Annotated in this window: 5 protein-coding genes; all 5 read left to right on the top strand. The window is 71.7% G+C overall.

Annotated elements, in window-relative coordinates; all coding sequences use genetic code 11:
• The first annotated feature begins 62 nt into the window (after positions 1-62).
• Positions 63-14,996 (top strand): glycosyltransferase, encoded by a 14,934-nt coding sequence (locus AB0G02_RS12990; RefSeq protein ID WP_360793219.1) that lies wholly within the window; start codon positions 63-65, stop codon positions 14,994-14,996.
• 241 nt (positions 14,997-15,237) lie between these two features.
• Positions 15,238-15,663: a succinate dehydrogenase, cytochrome b556 subunit gene (gene sdhC, locus AB0G02_RS12985; RefSeq protein WP_360793217.1), complete on the top strand. Its 426-nt coding sequence runs from the start codon at positions 15,238-15,240 to the stop codon at positions 15,661-15,663.
• Positions 15,664-15,665: 2 nt separating this feature from the next.
• Positions 15,666-16,079 carry a succinate dehydrogenase hydrophobic membrane anchor subunit gene (locus AB0G02_RS12980; protein WP_360793215.1) on the top strand — a complete coding sequence of 138 codons (414 nt, stop codon included), beginning with the start codon at positions 15,666-15,668 and terminating at the stop codon, positions 16,077-16,079.
• Positions 16,080-16,103: 24 nt separating this feature from the next.
• The gene (gene sdhA, locus AB0G02_RS12975) at positions 16,104-17,855 is read left to right on the top strand and encodes a succinate dehydrogenase flavoprotein subunit (RefSeq protein ID WP_360793213.1); all 1,752 of its coding nucleotides are present in this window, start codon (positions 16,104-16,106) and stop codon (positions 17,853-17,855) included.
• On the top strand, positions 17,855-18,637 hold the full coding sequence (locus AB0G02_RS12970) for a succinate dehydrogenase iron-sulfur subunit (protein WP_360793211.1): 783 nt from the start codon (positions 17,855-17,857) through the stop codon (positions 18,635-18,637). Before sdhA ends, AB0G02_RS12970 begins: the two co-directional genes overlap by 1 nt.
• Positions 18,638-18,671 lie beyond the last annotated feature (34 nt).

The following is an 18,671-nucleotide window of genomic DNA, read 5'->3' as shown; positions in this document are numbered from 1 at the left end:
TTGGCGTTGTAGGCGTCGTTGACGATCGTCACGCCGTCAGGACGTTCGGAGACCGCCATGCGGTGCGCGGAGACCCGCTCGGCGGAGCGCAGGCACCCCCGGCGCAGCCCACCAACAACGCCCCGCCCACGAACGCACCGACCACCAACGCACCCACCACCAACGCGCCCCCGGCCGCACCACCGGCCGCGCCGCCCACCTCGGCACCGCCCGCCTCCGGACCACTGGCCCCGACGCCGGCGAGCCTCGCGCCGCCCGTCACGACCTCCGGCATCACTCCCGTGGTCGTCGTGGCCGTGGGCAACCCCGCCGCGCGCCCGTTCCAGTTCGGCACCCGCGCCCCCAGCGGCCCGCAGCCGGCACCGACCACGCGCGTCCCCCGGTGGCTCGGCAACATCCGCAACATCGGCCGCCTGTTCCAGTCCGCCCCACCCGCCTCGGCCAACCCGACACCCCCGCCGATGCCCACGGTCACCACGCCGAGCCCGATGGCACCGGTGCTGCGACCCAACGCGGACCTGGCGTCGGTCGACGTGGACACCCTCAAGCAGCACGTCACGCAGGCCGTGGTGGACGGGAAGCCGTTCCGCGCCCGCGTCCTGCTCAACCGGTTGCAGGGCACGGACAAGCACGCCGAGCTGTCCGCGCACTTCGACCAGGAGGTGGCCGCCAACCCCGGCCCCGCGCCGGTCGACGTGCCCAAGCAGGTGAACTTCGTCTGGTTCGGCAACACGCCGAAGGACGGCGCGGTCCAGAACATGCTCGACTGGGCCGCCAAGGCGCGGGAGACCAACGGCGACTGGCAGGTCACCCTCTGGACCGACAAGGGCGCGGCGAAGTGGGACCCGGCGGTGGTGCAGCAGCTGCGCGACGCCGGCGTCGAGATCAACACCGACACCAAGACCGAGGTGCAGCAGCTCTCCCGGGACGTCGAGAGCCGCGCCGCCACCCCGAAGCCGACGCTCGCGGAGATCTACACGAAGGCCCAGTCGGACAAGGTCGGCGCGTACAACCTCGCCTCCGACATCGCCCGCTACGCGATCCTGGCCAAGCACGGCGGCGTGTACGCGGACGTCGACATCCGCCCCGGCACGGTGTCCCTGGCCGACATGGGCGACATGCGGATGCAGCAGGGCGACGTCCCGCTGTTCGCACCGCGCCTGCGCGACGAGGGCAGCATCCGCAACGAGCTGGGCCTCGCCCCCGACACCCCGATCACGCCGCAGCACGTGACCGACGCGGCGAACGGCCGCTACGACAAGGGCTCGCTCAACAACAACTTCCTGGTCGCCCCGCCGAACTCGGACTTCATCCGGGCGTTCGCGGACACCATCCCGCAGAAGTACACGTCCCTGCAGAAGCAGGTGCCGCCGGCGACCTTCAACGGTCAGCTGAAGAACCTCGCGGCCGACATCTCCGGCCCGACCGTGCTGAACGACTCGCCGGTGCCGTTCATGGCCCCCGTCGACGGGCTCCTCGGCCGGTACTCGATGCACACGCTCGACCTCGGCTTCCAGCCGGAGGGCTCGACCCAGCTCAGGCCGCTCGTGCAGCCGTCGGACTTCTCGGCCCTGTTCGACCCGACGATCAAGAACCAGTGGTCCGGGCTGGAGTGGGTCACCGAGCTGAGCAGCGACCAGCTCGACACGCCCGACGGGCCCTCGACGTCCACGCGCTCCGCTCCCCCCGGCGGTCCCGACGCCAACCTGCCCGGCACCAACCCACCCGGCACCAACCCGCCCGGACCGGCAGGCTCGAACCCGGACACCCCCAACGCCGACGCGCCGGGCACGGACGCCCCTCCGACGCGGGACGCCGACGTGCCGCCCGGCAAGGGCAAGGACGTCGCCGCCGACGAGTCCTGGCGGCACAGCACGGCGACCGGCTCCGACTGGTCCGACCCGAAGGACCCGAAGCCGTCGGCGCTGTGGGACGCGGTGCGGGACAAGGCGGCCGTGCGCACGGTCGACACGCAGGTGGCCGACGTGCAGCGGTCGAGCACGCCGAACCGCATCGACTCCCTCACCGGCCTCATCAAGCACGACGTGCGCCGGATGGAGGTGGCACCCGGGAGCTGGGTCAAGGAGTACACGCTCAAGGTGCATCTCAACCCCGGCGACGGCGTCACGCAGTCCGATGTGGACGCCGTGCGGCAGAAGACCACCGAGGGCGTAGACCGATTGCTGAACAAGGGTTACCGGCTGCCCTCCGGCGACCAGTTCCACGCCAGGGTCGAGTTCGTCGACGACCCCGCCCAGGCCCACACCACGGTCGACGTCACCGGCGCCAAGGACGCGGACCAGCTCAACTGGGGCACGCAGACCTCACCGAACGTGCTGGCCCACGAGGTCGCGCACTACTTCGGCCTGCCCGACGAGTACAAGGACTCCGCGGGTCCGGACGCCCGGATCTTCAACAGCGACGGCAAACCGCTGCCGCCCGGCCACACCCAGTCCAACCTGGTCGTGAACGACGACGGCCTGATGGGCACCGGGGTGCACAACGACCCGTCGATCAAGCCGCGGCACCTGTGGCAGATCGAGCGCACCACCGACAGCCAGGTGATGGTGCCCGACACGGGCCACACGACGCTGCACGACCCGGCCTCACCGACCCAGACCCCGCCGCCGCGCCCGCCCGAGTTCGGCACCCGTCCCGACACCCGACCCGCCGGGCCGCCCCCGCCGCCCCCGCCGCCGGCACCTCCCGCACCCCCGGGACCTGCGGTGACCCCCGCGCAGCACGCCGGGCCGCCGCCACCCCCGGCACCGCCCGGCCCGCCGGCACCTCCGCCCCCGCCCGGCGCGGCGGTACCCCCTCCGCCACCGCCGGGCGCACCTCCGGCACCCGGCGCACCCCCCGCGCCACCGGCACCGGGCGCACCGCAGGTGAACGCGCCCACCGCGCCGTTCTCGCAGCGCCGGGACGCCGACCTGAAGAACGGCATCCTGGACCGGTTGCCGGCGCAGATCACCCCGGCGCCGCTGGACGTCGCGGGCGTGCAGGTCGACATCGGCCAGGTCCGGGCTGGGATCGACGCGCTGTTCGGCACCCTGGCCGACACCCACGGCATCACCAAGGTCCCCGACGTCAACCCCGACCTGGTGGTGCAGCTCGACCAGCACACGTTCGCCAAGCACTTCGCCGTGCAACAGGAGCTGGACGCCGCGCTGAAGACCACCGACCGCGGCGAGACCGACGTCACCACCGAGCAGCTCAAGGGTCAGGGCATCGACCCGGACGCCGTCCGCGACCGGATCCTCGGGCCCGACTTCCTGCGTCGGCTGAACAACAACGACCCCAACGCCGTCGCGGAGCTCGACGCCCTGCTCGACGGCGTCGTCCGGGCCAAGTCCGGTTCCGACGCGAACCTCGACGCGCAGCGGAACGCCCTGATCGAGAACAGCCGCACCAACCCGGCCCGCGCGATCAACGGGCACGTCCTGCTCAACACCAACCACCTCGACGACCTCACCACCGACCCCACCCGCAAGGCCGACGCGATCCGGCACCTGCTGACCCACGAGTTCATGCACGTCCACTCGAACGGCAGCCACCAGACGTTCTCCCACCGCGCCGGCGAGGGCGGGGTCTTCAACACCAACATCAACCCCGACGAAGCCACCACCGAACTCCTCGCCCGCCGCGTCACCGACGCGCTCTCCGAACGGCTCGGCCAGACCCCGCAGTACAACCAGTTCCCCAACGGCAAAGCCCGCTACCAGACCAACGTCGACGCACTCAACAACGAGTTCGACAAGACGCGCCGCCCCTGGGACAAGTTCGACTCCCAGGCCACCTTCCAGACGATGCTGAACGACTACTTCGGCGTCACCCAACCCGCCGGCCCGTCCGGCGGAACACGTCGCGCACCGTCGACCTCCCCCCAGCAGACCGACGCACCCCCGCCGCCACCGCCACCGCCGGGCGTCCCCGGGTTCCAGGCACCTCCGCCCCCACCGCCGGGTGGTCCGGGGTTCCAGGCGCCTCCGCCGCCACCGCCCGGAGTTCCGGCCCCGCCGCCCCCCGGTGTGCCGCAGGCGAGCGCACCCACGCCGGCGGCCCCGTTCTCGAACCAGCGGGACACCGCGCTCAAGGACGGCATCCTCGACCGGCTGCCGCAGCACATCACCCCGGCACCGCTGGACATCGCGGGCGTCCAAGTGGACATCGCCCAGGTCCAGGCCGGTTTCGACGCGCTGTTCGGCACGCTCGCGGACACGCACGGCATCACCAAGACCCCCACCGTGAACCCCGACCTGGTCGTGCAGCTCGACCAGCACACGTTCGCCAAGCACTTCGCCGTGCAGCAGGAGCTGGACGCGGCGCTGAAGACCACCGACCGCGGCGAGTCGGACGTCACCGTCGACCAGCTCAACGGCCAGGGCATCGACCCGGACGCCGTCCGCGCCGAGATCCTGTCGCCGGACTTCCTGTCCCGGCTGAACAACAACGACCCCAACGCCGTGGCACGTCTCGAAGCACTGCTCGACGGCGTCGTCCGAGCCAAGGTCGGCCCCCACGGCGACATCACCGCGCAGCGGGACGCCATGGTCGAGAACAGCCGCACCAACCCGGCCCGCGCGATCAACGGGCACGTGCTGCTCAACACCGACCACCTCAACGACCTGACCACCGACCCGACGCGCAAGGCCGACGCCATCCGCCACCTGTTGACCCACGAGTTCATGCACGTCCACTCGGTCGGCAGCGAGCAGACCTTCGCCCACCGCGCCGGCGAGGGCGGGGTCTTCAACACCAACATCAACCCCGACGAAGCCACGACGGAACTGCTGGCCCGCCGGATCACGGACGCGCTGTCCGAACGCCTCGGCCAGACCCCGCAGTACAACCAGTTCCCCGACGGCAATGCCCGCTACCAGACCAACGTCGACGCGCTGAACAACGAGTTCGACAAGACGCGCCGCGCCTGGGACAAGTTCAACGCCCCGAAGGCCTTCCAGGGCATGTTGGACGACTACTTCGGCCAGAACGCGCCGGGCACGCGCCAAGCACCGCCGGCCCCGGCCACCGAGGCTCCCGCCGCCCCCGCCGACGTCGACGCCCCGCCCGCCAGGGGCAAGGACCCCATCACCGACGAGTCCTGGCGGCACAGCACCGCGACCAGCGCGGACTGGTTCGACCCGAAGGGCACGCGCCCCCCGACGAACCTCGACCAACTGCGGGACAAGGCGGCCGTGCGCACGGTGGACACGCAGGTGGCCGATGTGCAGCGGTCGAGCACGCCGAACCGCATCGACTCCCTCACCGGCCTCATCAAGCACGACGTGCGCCGGATGGAGGTGGCGCCCGGCCAGTGGGTCAAGGAGTACACGCTCAAGGTGCACCTCAACCTCGGCAAGGGCGTCACGCAGGCCGACGTGGACGCGGTGCGGCAGAGGGCCACCGACGGCGTCGACACCCTGCTCAACAAGGGGTACGGGCTGCCGTCCGGTGACCGGTTCCAGGCGAGGGTCGAGTTCGTCGACGACCCGGCGCAGGCGCACACCACGGTCGACGTCACCGGTGCCAAGGACGCGGACCAGCTCAACTGGGGCAAGGACACCTCGTCGAACGTGCTGGCCCACGAGATCGCGCACTACTTCGGCCTGCCCGACGAGTACAAGGACTCCGCCGGACCGGACGCCCGCATCTTCAACAGCGACGGCAAGCCCCTGCCGCCCGGCCACACCCAGTCCAACCTCGTGGTGGACGACGACGGCCTGATGGGTGCCCGGGTGCACTTCGAACCGTCGATCAAGCCGCGGCACCTGTGGCAGATCGAGCGCACCACCGACAGCCAGGTGATGGTGCCGTCGACCGACCACGCCACGCTGACCGACCCGGCCTCACCGATCCAGGCCCCGCCGCCGCGCCTGCCCGAGTACGGCACCCGCGCCGACACCCGCCCCGTCGGCCCTCCCGCTCCACCGCCACCTCCCCCCGCGCCACCGACCGCCGTGCCGCCACCGCCCGGACCCCCGGCACCTCCGCCCCCGCCCGGCGCGGCGGTGCCACCGGCGCCGTCCGGTCCGCCCGCACCCCCGCCGCCCGGCGGGACGGTGCCCGGCGCACCGCAGGCGAACGCGCCCACGGCACCGTTCTCGCAGCGCCGGGACGCCGAGCTGAAGGACGGCGTCCTCAGCCGCCTGCCGGAGACCATCACCCCCGTGCCGGTGCGGATCGCGGACGTCCAGGTCGACCTCGGCCAGGTCCAGGCCGGGCTCGACGCGCTGTTCGGCACGCTCGCGGACACGCACGGCATCACCAAGACCCCCACCGTGAACCCCGACCTGGTCGTGCAGCTCGACCAGCACACGTTCGCCAAGCACTTCGCCGTGCAACAGGAGCTGGACGCCGCGCTCAACACGCACGACCGCAGCGAGTCGGACGTCACCACCGACCAGCTCAACGGCCAGGGCATCGACCCGGACGCCGTCCGCACCGAAATCCTGTCGCCGGACTTCCTGTCCCGCCTGAACAACAACGACCCCAACGCCGTGGCACGCCTCGACACCCTGCTCGACGGCGTCGTCCAGGCGAAGTTCGGCACTGCCGCGGACATCGGCTCCCAGCGCGAAGCTCTGATCAACAACAGCCGCACCAACCCGGCTCGGGCGATCAACGGGCACGTCCTGCTGAACACCGACCACCTCGACGGCCTCACCACCGACCCGACGCGCAAGGCCGACGCCATCCGGCACCTGCTGACGCACGAGTTCATGCACGTGCACTCGAACGGCAGCCATCAGACGTTCGCGCACCGCGCAGGCGAGGGCGGGGTCTTCAACACCAACATCAACCCCGACGAAGCCACCACCGAACTCCTCGCCCGCCGCGTCACCGACGCACTGTCCGAACGGCTCGGTCAAACTCCGCAGTACAACCAGTTCCCCGACGGCAAAGCCCGCTACCAGACCAACGTCGACGCGCTGAACAACGAGTTCGACAAGGCCCGTCGCCCCTGGGACAAGTTCGACTCCCAGGCCACGTTCCAGACGATGCTGAACGACTACTTCGGCGTCACCGAACCCGCCGGTCCGTCCGGTGGTTCACGTCGCGCACCGTCGACGGATCCCGCGCAGCAGACCGACGCACCCCCGCCACCGCCGCCGCCCGGACCTCCGGCACCCCCGCCGCCCGCCGGGCCCCCGGCACCGCCGCTGCACCTGCCGCAGACGAGCACGCCCGCCGCGCCGGCGGGCCCGTTCTCGAACCAGCGGGACACCGCGCTCAAGGACGGCATCCTCAACCGGCTGCCGCAGCACATCACCCCGGCACCGCTGGACATCGCGGGCGTCCAGGTCGACATCGCGCAGGTCCAAGCCGGGCTCGACGCGCTGTTCGGCACCCTGGCCGACACGCACGGCATCACCAAGGCACCGACCGTGAACCCCGACCTGGTCGTGCGACTGGACCAGGACACGTTCGCCAAGCACTTCGCCGTCCAGCAGGAGCTCGACGCGGCCCTCAACACGCACGACCGCAGCGAGTCGGACGTCACCACCGACCAGCTCAACGGCCAGGGCATCGACCCGGACGCCGTCCGCACCGAAATCCTGTCCCCCGACTTCCTGACCCGCCTCAACAACAACGACCCCACGGCCGTCGCACGCCTCGAAGCACTGCTCGACGGCGTCGTCCAAGCCAAGGTCGGACCCCACGGCGACGTCACCGCGCAACGCGAGGCACTGGTCGACAGCACCCGCACCAACCCGGCCCGGGCGATCAACGGGCACGTGCTGCTCAACACCGACCACCTCGACGGCCTCACCACCGACCCGACGCGCAAGGCCGGCGCCATCCGGCACCTGCTCACCCACGAGTTCATGCACGTCCACTCGAACGGGAGCCACCAGACGTTCGCCCACCGCGCCGGCGAAGGCGGTGTCTACAGCGCCAACATCAACCCCGACGAAGCCACCACCGAACTCCTGGCCCGCCGCGTCACCGACGCGCTCTCCGAACGCCTCGGCCAGACACCGCAGTACAACCAGTTCCCCGACGGGCGCGTGCGGTACCAGGACAACATCGACGCGCTCGACAAGGAGTTCGACCGGACCCGCGGCAAGTGGGACAAGTTCAGCGCCCCCAAGGCTTTCCAGGACATGCTGGACGACTACTTCGGCGCCGCCCGGCAGACCGGAACCCGTCCCGCCCCGCCGACCCCCGCACCGGACACGACCACGCGGAGCGTCGACAACCGCACCCGGACGCGCCCCGCGCCACGCCTGCCGTTCAGCCGACCCACGCCGAACCCGGTCATCCCCCTGGCCACGCTCGCACCGCCCGCACCGGCGCAGGTGCTGCCCACCAGGAACCTGCCGGGCTTCTTCCAGCAGAACCAGGCCCTCGGCTCGATCGCCCCGGTCGACGTGCAGGGCGCACCGAAGGTCACCGCCGCGGTCCACGGCCTCGCGCCGGCCGACGCCGCCCGCGTCGAGACCGCGCTGACCACCGACTTCGAGTCGTTCCTCGGCCACGGCCGCGACTTCCAGGTCAAGATCGGCGGCGCCTGGTTCGAGGCCAACGTGCGCGCCACCATGCTGCCGCCCGCCGACCCGAACACCGCGATCACCACGCCGTCCACCAACACCAAGGTGGACATGACCGCGCAGGGCGGCACCAGCACGTCCACCACCAACACCCTGGCCACCGCCAACGACATCGGCGGCTCGGTCACGGCGGGCACCGCGGTCGGGCCGTACGGCTCGCTCGGCGGCAAGGCCCAGCTCGCCACCCCGGCCACGGCCAACGCCACCTCGACGTCCGCGGTGGACCAGCGGATCATCCGCTCCGGCGAGTTCTCGACGCGGGCCGAGGTGCCGGTCAGCTACCAGGTCACGCTCACCGACGCGCACGGCAACGCCCGGCCGCCGATCACCGTGGCCACCGACGCCACCGGCCCGGTCGGCGTCACGCTCCAGATCCCGGACGACCTCACCACGATCGTGGAGTCGAACCCGACCACCGCCCCGAACCCGAACCCGCCCGCCGGCGACTGGGGCGCGCGGATCGAGCACCCGGTGCCGGAGGCCGTCACGGTCACCGACCCCGGCAAGGCGTTCACCGACGTGGCGGCCAAGCTGCACCCGTCCATCACCAAGGTCGGCGCACCGGGCCGGGCCGCGCTCCAGACGTTCCTGAGCCCCGGCACGATCCGCGACAACCTCGGCGCGATGCTCACCGGTTGGGTGACGTCGCCGGACCTGATCAGCCCGCACGCGAGCAAGGGCTCGGCGGTCCAGATGCGCGCGACCCTGCACACCGCCGAGCTCGTCGGCGTGCACGACTCCGCCCAGCTCCGCCTGCACGAGTCCACCGCGAGCAGCACGGGCGTCACCGCGACGACCAAGACCGGGTTCGACGCCACCGGTGGGTTCGGCGGCAACGTCGGCGTGCCGGGCCAGGTCGCCGGCCAGGTCGGCGCGACCCTGGGCTACTCGGCCCGCACCGCGGAGTCCTCCAACGCGGGCACGAACACCACCAACCGCACCGGCATCCAGCTCAAGGGCCGGACCGGCCTGTACAAGGTGACCGCCGACGTCGAGGTCCGCACCCCCAGCGGGGACAACGTCACCATCCCGGTGACGGCCTACGTGCGGCTGGGCACGCCGGAGGCGGCGGCGCTGAACCTGCCCGTGCCCGAGGGCACGCCCACCGGCATCGCCCAGCCGACGGCCCAGCCTCGGTGGGCGCCGCCGTACCTGGACGGCGCGATCGCCGCGGGCAACGCGAAGGTCGGTGACTTCGAGCCGGCCAGCCGGGTGCAGCCGCAGGTGGAGGCGGCGCTGCGGAACGTGAAGGGCCTGGAGGGCTTCCTCCCGACCTGGAACGACCCGAACGCCGACCCGCGCAGCGGCCGGGGCAAGGGCTTCGCGGACGTGGCGCGGCAGCTGGCCAACCAGCGCAAGCTCAACCAGCTCTCACCGACCGCGCTGAAGTCGAACATGGACAGCCTGCTCGGACCGGGCGTCCAGGTGCAGCTGAGGAACTCCGACGCCACCACCGACACCTACGTCAACATCAAGGTCAAGGCGAAGGTCGCCAACCCCACCCACCTCGGGCAGGCCGACGCGCGCAACGTGCGCGGCTCGTCGTCCAGCGGCCCGAAGCTGGACAGCGCCACCGCCACCACCAAGGGCTGGAGCGGCGGCGTCGAGGGCAAGGTCGTCATCCCGGGCAAGACCGACGTGGCCGTGGTGACCCCCACCCCGCAGGTCGGCGCGAAGTACAACCACTCGTGGACGACGAAGAACACCGGCGGCCCCACCGTCAACAGCACCGCGCTGAACGTCGGCAGCCCGAACGCCCAGGTGTTCGCGGGCGACGTGGAGTTCGAGGTCGAGATCACCACGTTCACCCGGCCCCGGTCGTGGGTGCGGCGGTTGACGCCGGACAAGCCGGGGCAGCACGCGCCGCAGCCGCGGGTGGTGGCCCGCACGGTCGGCGCCTCGCTCGACCCGACCGCGCGGGACAACCCGGAGGTCCTGCCGCTCATCCACGGCAAGGTGAACCTGTGGGTGTCCGACGGCTCCGCGATGAAGGTCGACCCGTCCGGGTTCCGGCCCGGTGACCCGGTCGTCACCCGGCTGACCGACGCGCCGACCGTCAAGGAGCTGCTCACCACCCGGCCCGAGGCGAAGTCGCCGGAGTTCCTGCACGTCGAGGCGGTGGCGAACACCGAGGCGCTGCGCGACCAGGCGATCGACGCGCTCAACCGGGCGGCGAACGGCGACTCGGCGCTGACCGTGCCCGGCACCGAGGCGCGCAACCAGGTCGACCGCATGTTCAGCCCGGAGAACATCAAGGCGAACCTGCGCAAGCTCGTCGAGACCGGCATGCAGGAGCAGGCCCTGCGCTACGACCGGCGCGTCACGGACCGCACCGGCTCGGTCGGCATGTCGATGACGCTCGGCAACCCCAAGCTGGTCTCGATCTCCGACGACACCGGCACCGAGAACGCGGTGACCGGCGGCTACAAGGCCGGTGACGCCACCTCGGTCAACCGGTCGGTCGACCTCACCGCCGGCATCAACGTGCCGGTCAAGCCGAACACCACCCCGCCGCCCGCCGGCGACCCGACCCCGCCCAGCGGCGCCGGCGGCGTGGCCGTGACCGGCAAGTACACGCCGTGGTCGGACTCGAAGTCGCAGGCGCGGGAGGTCGGTGGCAGCGTCGACCGCAACGTCGTGACGCCGCCCGCCGCGCGGACCGTGCTGGTGCAGCTGGACGCGGACGTGACGATCGTCGGCGAGAGCCGGGCGGGCAACGTGTTCCACGGCGGCACGCCGCGCGCCGAGGGCGCGACCGTGAAGCTGCCGAAGTCGGTGTTCGTGCGGGTCAGCGAGGACGTGGCCCGCGAGATGGGCCTGCTGCCCGACGTCAAGCCGGACGTCGCGCCGCCCGCGTTCCCGACCATGGCCCCGCCGCGGACGCTGGCCGTCGGTGAGCCCGGCTCGCTCGGCCTGTCCGCCGTCGAGGGGGTGCCGGACCTGACCGGCGTGGTGACCGACCTGATCGCGGACGTGAACCGGAAGACCGGCAAGCGGTTCGGTGACCCGCTGGTGCCCGACTCGGTGCTGCGGGACTCGATGAACAACCTCCAGCGCCTGGTCGACTTCAGCTCCCCGACGAGCGTCAAGGCGATGATCGACAGCGCCCTGGACGGCGGCGTGCCGCTGCTGGTGCACCAGCCGGGCACGTTCGGCAAGGACTCGTTCCAGGTCACGCTGAGGGCCAAGGCGGGCACCCCGCGGTTCGACCGGGTCGTCAACGACGGCGTCGACGTGGAGCACACCATCGCCGGCTCGGAGAAGGTCACCGCGGGTCAGGGCCGCGGCACGGGGTGGGGTGCCGGGATCAAGGCGCCCGGCCTGGCCCAGCCGGGCAGCGCGAACCCGAACGTGTCCGGCACGGCGGGCGTGGTCGCGTCCGCGGGCTTCAACCACGCGAAGAGCAGCACGGTCACCGACGCCACCACCCGGCAGTTCAGCCACCTGCGCGCGGGCGGCGGCCCGGCGGCGAAGTACACCGTGCCGGTCGAGTTCGAACTGGTGGTGGAGAAGGGCACCGAGGTCGTCGCGTCGAGGACCAGCCCGCCGCAGGACCTGGTCGTGCGGCTGCACGCCGACAACCAGCGGGTCGACGGCGGCGCCGCACCCGCCCAGCCGTACATGGCGGCGGCGATCAGGCGCGGGCCCGAGTTCGGCACGCCGGAGGCCGCGCGGGCGTGGCAGCAGGCGGACCACCCGGCGACCCTCCCGCCCAGCGCGTCGGTGGAGAACCTGCGCGGCGTGAAGGACCTGCGGGAAGCGGCGCTGCGCGCGTTGACCGAGGCGGGCGCGAACCAGGGCATCACCGGCAAGGGCACCGGGTCGCTGAACACGCTGCTGTCCACGTTGAGCTCGGAGAACCTCCAGCCGAGCCTGCCCGGGATGCTCGACGGGCCGCTGGACGTGCCCGGTCTGCACGAGGCCGCGCTGACGTTCGGGCAGCACGCGGACGTCAAGGTCTACGCGAAGCTGGTCAACCCGCGGCTGGGCGCGCTGAGCGACGGCGTGAACCTGGAGAACCCGCGGTCCACCGTGAGCACGACCAGCGGTGAGGCGAAGGTCAGCGAGAACGCCGACGTGTCGCTCGGCCTGGCGACCGGCAGCGCGGGCGTGAAGCAGCACGGCGACCCGAAGGACACGGTCAACTTCGGCACCGGCGGCGTCGAGGTCCGGCACGCGGCCGAGGACTCGCAGGCCGTCTCCGGCGGCGCGACCGACAACAAGGTCAACAACCTCAAGCCGCAGGGCCGGTCCGGGCTGGTCGAGTTCGACGTCGAGTACCGGGTCGTCGCCACCATCGGCGGCAGGACCGGCGTGGTGGACCTCGCGGTGCCCGGCTCGACCGCGGTGCGGATGCCCGCGCCCGAGGCGGAGGCCGTGCTCGGCCGCCCGTTCGACCCGGCGCTCAGCGAGGCCCAGAACGACGTGAAGGCCGCCGCGAAGGCGTGGCGGGACGCGGAGATCGCCGTCGATAAGGCCCGCCACGACGCGCAGGACACCATCAACCAGGTGGCGGCCGAGCTGGCCAGGACCGACGACGCGGTCACCGACGTCCAGCTCGGGCTCAACGGCGCGGTCGAGGCCCACCTCACCGAGACCGGCAAGGTCGAGGGCCTCACCACCGACGTCGAAGACGCCCGCGGGGCCGTGAAGGAGGCCGAGGCGCAGGTCAGGGACCTCGGCGGCAAGGTGCCGTCGCTGGAGGCCGCGGTCCTGACCGCGAACGACGCCCTCCGCGACCGGACGGGTGACGTCGCGGACAGCGCCGACGCCGTCACCGACGTCGAGGAACGGCTGGACGCCACCCGCGACCGGCTGACCGCGGCGGACGACGCCCTCCTGACCGCCGAGCGGGAGCTGGCCGCCCACCGGTCCGCGCCACCGCCCGCCGAGGGCGCACCGCCGGTGGACCCGGCGGTCGAGCGGGACCTCCAGGACGCGGTCGACCGGGCCCGCACCGCCCGTGGCGACGTGCAGTCCGAGGTCGACGGCCTGGTGGCGGAGCTCGGTGACGCGCAGGAGCAGCACCAGGCGAACCTGAAGGCCCAGCAGGACGCCCGGGACGCCGTCACCAAGGCCAACGACAACCTGACCGCGACGAACGACGCCCTGCGCCAAGCCCGGGAGGGCTACACCACCGCAGACGGCAGGCTCACCGCGGCCGACCGCACCCTCCGTGACCAGGCGAAGGTCGTGCGCGACGCCGCCAAGGCCCGCGACGAGGCGCAGAAGCGGCACGACGAGCTCGTCGCCGCCCGCGCCGCGCAGGAGGCCCGCATCAAGGCGGTCGAGGTGGAGCTGAACGCCAAGCGGACCGAGGCGGACGCCCGGCAGCAGGCCTGGTGGGACGCCAAGCGCGTGGTGGACCAGCGGATCGACACCTTCAACACCCCGCCACCCCCGCCACCCGCACCGCCCGCCCCTCCCGCGCCGGGCTCGACCACCTCCCCGGCCTCCGCACCTCCGGGAGCCACCCCGCCGGCGTCCCCACCCTTGGACACCACGTCACCGGTGTCCGCACCCTCGGGGACCACCTCACCGGCCTCCGCACCTCCGGGAGCCACCCCGCCGGCCTCCGCTCCCCTGGACACCACCTCACCGGCGTCCGCACCCCTGGACACCACCTCACCGGCGTCCGCACTCCTGGACACCACCTCACCGGCGTCCGCACCCCTGGACACCACCTCACCGGCGTCCGCACCCCTGGACACCACCTCACCGGCGTCCGCACCCTCGGGGACCACCTCACCGGCGTCCGCGCCCTCGACGATCACCTCGCCGGCATTCACCGACCCGGGGTTCACCGACCCGGGGTCCGCCACCCCGCAGCCCCCGCCCCCTCCGCCGCTCCAGCCGGTGCCGCCGCCCCTGCCGGCACCGCCGACCCACACCGCCCCCGACCAGCGGACGCCCGGCGGCGCACCGTCCACGCCGGACACCGCCGGCGCCCCGGCCGGCGCGATCCCCGCGCTCCCGCCGTCGCACGTCGACGAGGCCCTGCGGCACCTGCGGATCACCGCCGACGACATCCTGCCGACGGCACCGCCGCCGGCGCCGGGTGGCCTGTACGCGGCGATCGGGCAGGCCGCCGACGTCCCACCCGCGACGCTGCGGCGGGACGTGGTGACCACGTCGATCGGCCACGCGCAGCAGGTGGCGGAGTTCACCGCCACCCACCCCATGCGCAAGGCCCACCTGTACGGGGCGCTGGTCGAGAACCTGAACTGGTCGCTCAAGGACCCGGCCGAGAACGCGCGGGCGGGCAACGCCCGCGACCTCGCCGGGCGTCTCATCGCGACCCGGTTGGGTGTGAACCTGGTCATCCACCTGCCCGGTGTGCCGCAGCCGCTGTGGCTGCCGCCGTTCACCGGACCGGTCCAGTCGGAGGTGCACGTCGACCTCGTCGTGGTGCACGGCGTGGCCACCTACCGACCCCGCTGACCAGGGCGGGGAAGTCCGCAGTAGACGGTGCCGGTCACTCGTTCGTGTGACCGGCGCCGCACACCCGGACGACCGGCGGTGTGAGGCGAAACGATCCAGCGGACGGCCGGTGTCTCGTCGCTCACAGACGGGTCGGGCCGTTGGGTCGGGTGGCTCCGGCGGGACTAGCATCCGAGGGTCAAGGTCCGCGTACCCACGTACCCGGAGACCAGTCCACCACTGACGCTGGAGGCCGTTGCGCATGGCCGGCACCACCGCACCCGAGCGGGCGGGCACCTCTCGAGGGGGCGGAACGCTCTACCGCGGCGACCTGGGCATGTGGTCCTGGGTCGCCCACCGCATCACCGGTGTGTTGACGTTCTTCTTCCTGTTCGCGCACGTCCTGGACACCGCGTTGGTCCGGGTGTCGCCGGACGCGTACGACAAGGTCATCGAGACCTACAAGAACCCGGTCGTCAACCTGTTCGAGGTCGGCCTCGTCGGCGCGGTGCTCTACCACGCGCTCAACGGCATCCGGGTGATGCTGGTCGACTTCTGGGAGAAGGGCGCGCGCTTCCAGAAGCAGATGCTCTGGGCGGTGCTCGTCGTCTGGGTGCTGGTGATGGTCCCCGGCGTCTACTTCATGATGGTCCGCACGATTACCGACCTGTTCGGCGGGGGTCACTGATCATGAGCGATTCGCTGATCCTCGACAAGCCGCGCTCGCCGCGCCGCCCCGCCGCCCGCCGCAACAACTTCGAGCTGTACAGCTGGCTGTTCATGCGCATCTCGGGTCTCGCGCTGGTGGTGCTGGTGCTCGGGCACCTGTTCATCATGAACATCCTCGACGGCGGCGTGCACCGGATCAACTTCGGCTTCGTCGCGGGCCGCTGGGCCTCGCCGTTCTGGCAGTTCTGGGACCTGGCGATGCTGTGGCTGGCCCAGATCCACGGCGGCAACGGCCTGCGCACCGTGATCAACGACTACGCCCGCAAGGACGCGACCCGGTTCTGGCTGAAGGTGCTGCTGTTCGTGTCGATGGTGCTGATCGTCGGCCTCGGCACGTACGTGATCTTCACCTTCGACCCGAACATCACCGACTGACCCGCCGCGGGGAGTACTCAAGCCATGCAGTTCCACAAGTACGACGTCGTCATCATCGGCGCGGGTGGCGCCGGGATGCGCGCGGCGATCGAGTCCGGCCAGCGCGCCCGCACGGCGGTGCTCACCAAGCTCTACCCCACGCGTTCCCACACGGGCGCCGCGCAGGGCGGCATGTGCGCCGCGCTGGCGAACGTGGAGGAGGACAACTGGGAGTGGCACACCTTCGACACGATCAAGGGCGGTGACTACCTGGTCGACCAGGACGCCGCCGAGATCATGGCGAAGGAGGCCATCGACGCGGTCCTCGACCTGGAGAAGATGGGCCTGCCGTTCAACCGCACGCCCGAGGGCAAGATCGACCAGCGGCGGTTCGGCGGCCACACCCGCAACCACGGCGAGGCGGCCGTGCGCCGGGCCTGCTACGCGGCCGACCGCACCGGCCACATGATCCTGCAGACGCTGTACCAGAACTGCGTCAAGCACGGCATCGAGTTCTTCAACGAGTTCTACGTGCTCGACATCTGCCTGACCGAGACCGCCGACGGCCCGGTGTGCACCGGCGCGGTGGCCTACGAGCTGGCGACCGGCGAGATCCACGTGTTCCAGGCCAAGTCCGTGGTGTTCGCCACCGGCGGCTTCGGCAAGGTCTTCAAGACCACGTCCAACGCGCACACGCTGACCGGCGACGGCATGGGCATCGTGTTCCGCAAGGGCCTGCCGCTGGAGGACATGGAGTTCTACCAGTTCCACCCGACCGGTCTCGCGGGCCTGGGCATCCTGCTCACCGAGGGCGCGCGCGGTGAGGGCGCGATCCTGCGCAACGGCTCCGGCGAGCGGTTCATGGAGCGCTACGCGCCGACCATCAAGGACCTCGCGCCGCGCGACATCGTGGCCCGGTCCATGGCGCTGGAGGTGCTGGAAGGCCGCGGCGCCGGTCCGAACAAGGACTACGTGCTGCTGGACTGCACGCACCTGGGCGCCGAGGTGCTGGAGAGCAAGCTGCCCGACATCACCGAGTTCGCCCGCACCTACCTCGCGGTCGACCCGGTGAAGGAGCCGGTGCCGGTCTACCCGACCGCGCACTACGCGATGGGTGGCATCCCGACCAACGTGCACGGCGAGGTGTTGCGGGACAACGACAGCGTCGTGCCCGGCCTCTACGCGGCCGGCGAGTGCGCGTGCGTCTCCGTGCACGGCGCGAACCGGCTCGGCACGAACTCGTTGCTGGACATCAACGTGTTCGGCCGCCGCGCGGGCATCGCCGCCGCCGAGTACGCGGTGGCGCACGACCACGTCGAGCTGCCGGAGAACCCCGCCGCGGCCGTCGAGGCCCAGGTCGCGCTGGTGCTGTCCGAGCACGGCCAGGAGCGCGTCGCGGACATCCGCACCGAGCTTCAGGCCACCATGGACGCCAACGCGTCGGTGTACCGCACCGAGGACACGCTCAAGCAGGCGCTGCACGACGTGCAGGGGCTCAAGGAGCGGTACCAGCGGATCACCGTGCAGGACAAGGGGAAGCGGTTCAACACCGACCTCCTGGAAGCCGTCGAGCTGGGCTTCCTGCTGGAGCTGGCCGAGGTCCTGGTCGTCGGTGCGCTGGCGCGCAAGGAGTCCCGCGGCGGCCACGCGCGCGAGGACTACCCCAACCGCGACGACACGAACTTCATGCGCCACAGCATGTACTACAAGCAGGGCGACGGCTTGCTGGCCGACATCAGGCTCGACTACAAGCCCGTGACGTTCACCCGGTACCAGCCGATGGAGCGCAAGTACTGATGACCGCTACCGCTGAAGTGTCCACCGGCTCCCGCGGCAACCAGCCCCCGGTGCCGGACGGCGCGATCACCGTCACCCTGAAGGTCCGCCGGTTCAACCCGGAGTTCGACGACGAGCCGCGCTGGGACTCGTTCGAGATCCCGGCCCTGCCGTCGGACCGCGTGCTGAACCTGCTGCACTACGTGAAGTGGTACCTCGACGGGACGCTCACGTTCCGCCGGTCGTGCGCGCACGGCATCTGCGGCTCGGACGCCATGCGCATCAACGGCGTGAACCGGCTGGCGTGCAAGGTGCTGCTGAAGGACCTGCTGGCGGCGGGCGGCAAGCCGACCACGATCACCGTCGAGCCCATCAAGGGGCTGCCGGTCCACAAGGACCTGCTGGTCGACATGGAGCCGTTCTTCGAGGCGTTCAAGGCGGTCAAGCCGTACCTCATCACGTACGGCAACGAGCCGACGCGCGAGCGCGTGCAGTCCATCGCGGACCGCGAGCGGTTCGACGACACCACCAAGTGCATCCTGTGCGCCGCGTGCACCACGTCGTGCCCGGTGTACTGGACCGAGGGCTCCTACTTCGGCCCGGCGGCGATCGTGAACGCGCACCGGTTCATCTTCGACAGCCGTGACGAGGGCGCCGAGGAGCGGCTGGACATCCTGAACGACGTGGACGGCGTGTGGCGCTGCCGGACGACGTTCAACTGCACCGACGCCTGCCCGCGCGGCATCCAGGTGACGAAGGCGATCCAGGAGGTCAAGCGCGCCCTGCTGTTCAAGCGCGTCTGACCGCTGCTGTGCCTCCGAGGGCCCCCGAGCATCC

The organism is Actinosynnema sp. NPDC023658 (assembly GCF_040639995.1).
Classification (GTDB): Bacteria; Actinomycetota; Actinomycetes; order Mycobacteriales; family Pseudonocardiaceae; genus Actinosynnema.
This window is presented reverse-complemented; position numbering and strand designations above follow the sequence as displayed.

Coding starts and splice junctions, on each gene's coding strand:
- sdhC (WP_360793217.1), top strand. CDS start 15,238: ATGGCCGGCACCACCGCACCCGAGCGGGCGGGCACCTCTCGAGGGGGC.
- AB0G02_RS12980 (WP_360793215.1), top strand. CDS start 15,666: ATGAGCGATTCGCTGATCCTCGACAAGCCGCGCTCGCCGCGCCGCCCC.
- sdhA (WP_360793213.1), top strand. CDS start 16,104: ATGCAGTTCCACAAGTACGACGTCGTCATCATCGGCGCGGGTGGCGCC.
- AB0G02_RS12970 (WP_360793211.1), top strand. CDS start 17,855: ATGACCGCTACCGCTGAAGTGTCCACCGGCTCCCGCGGCAACCAGCCC.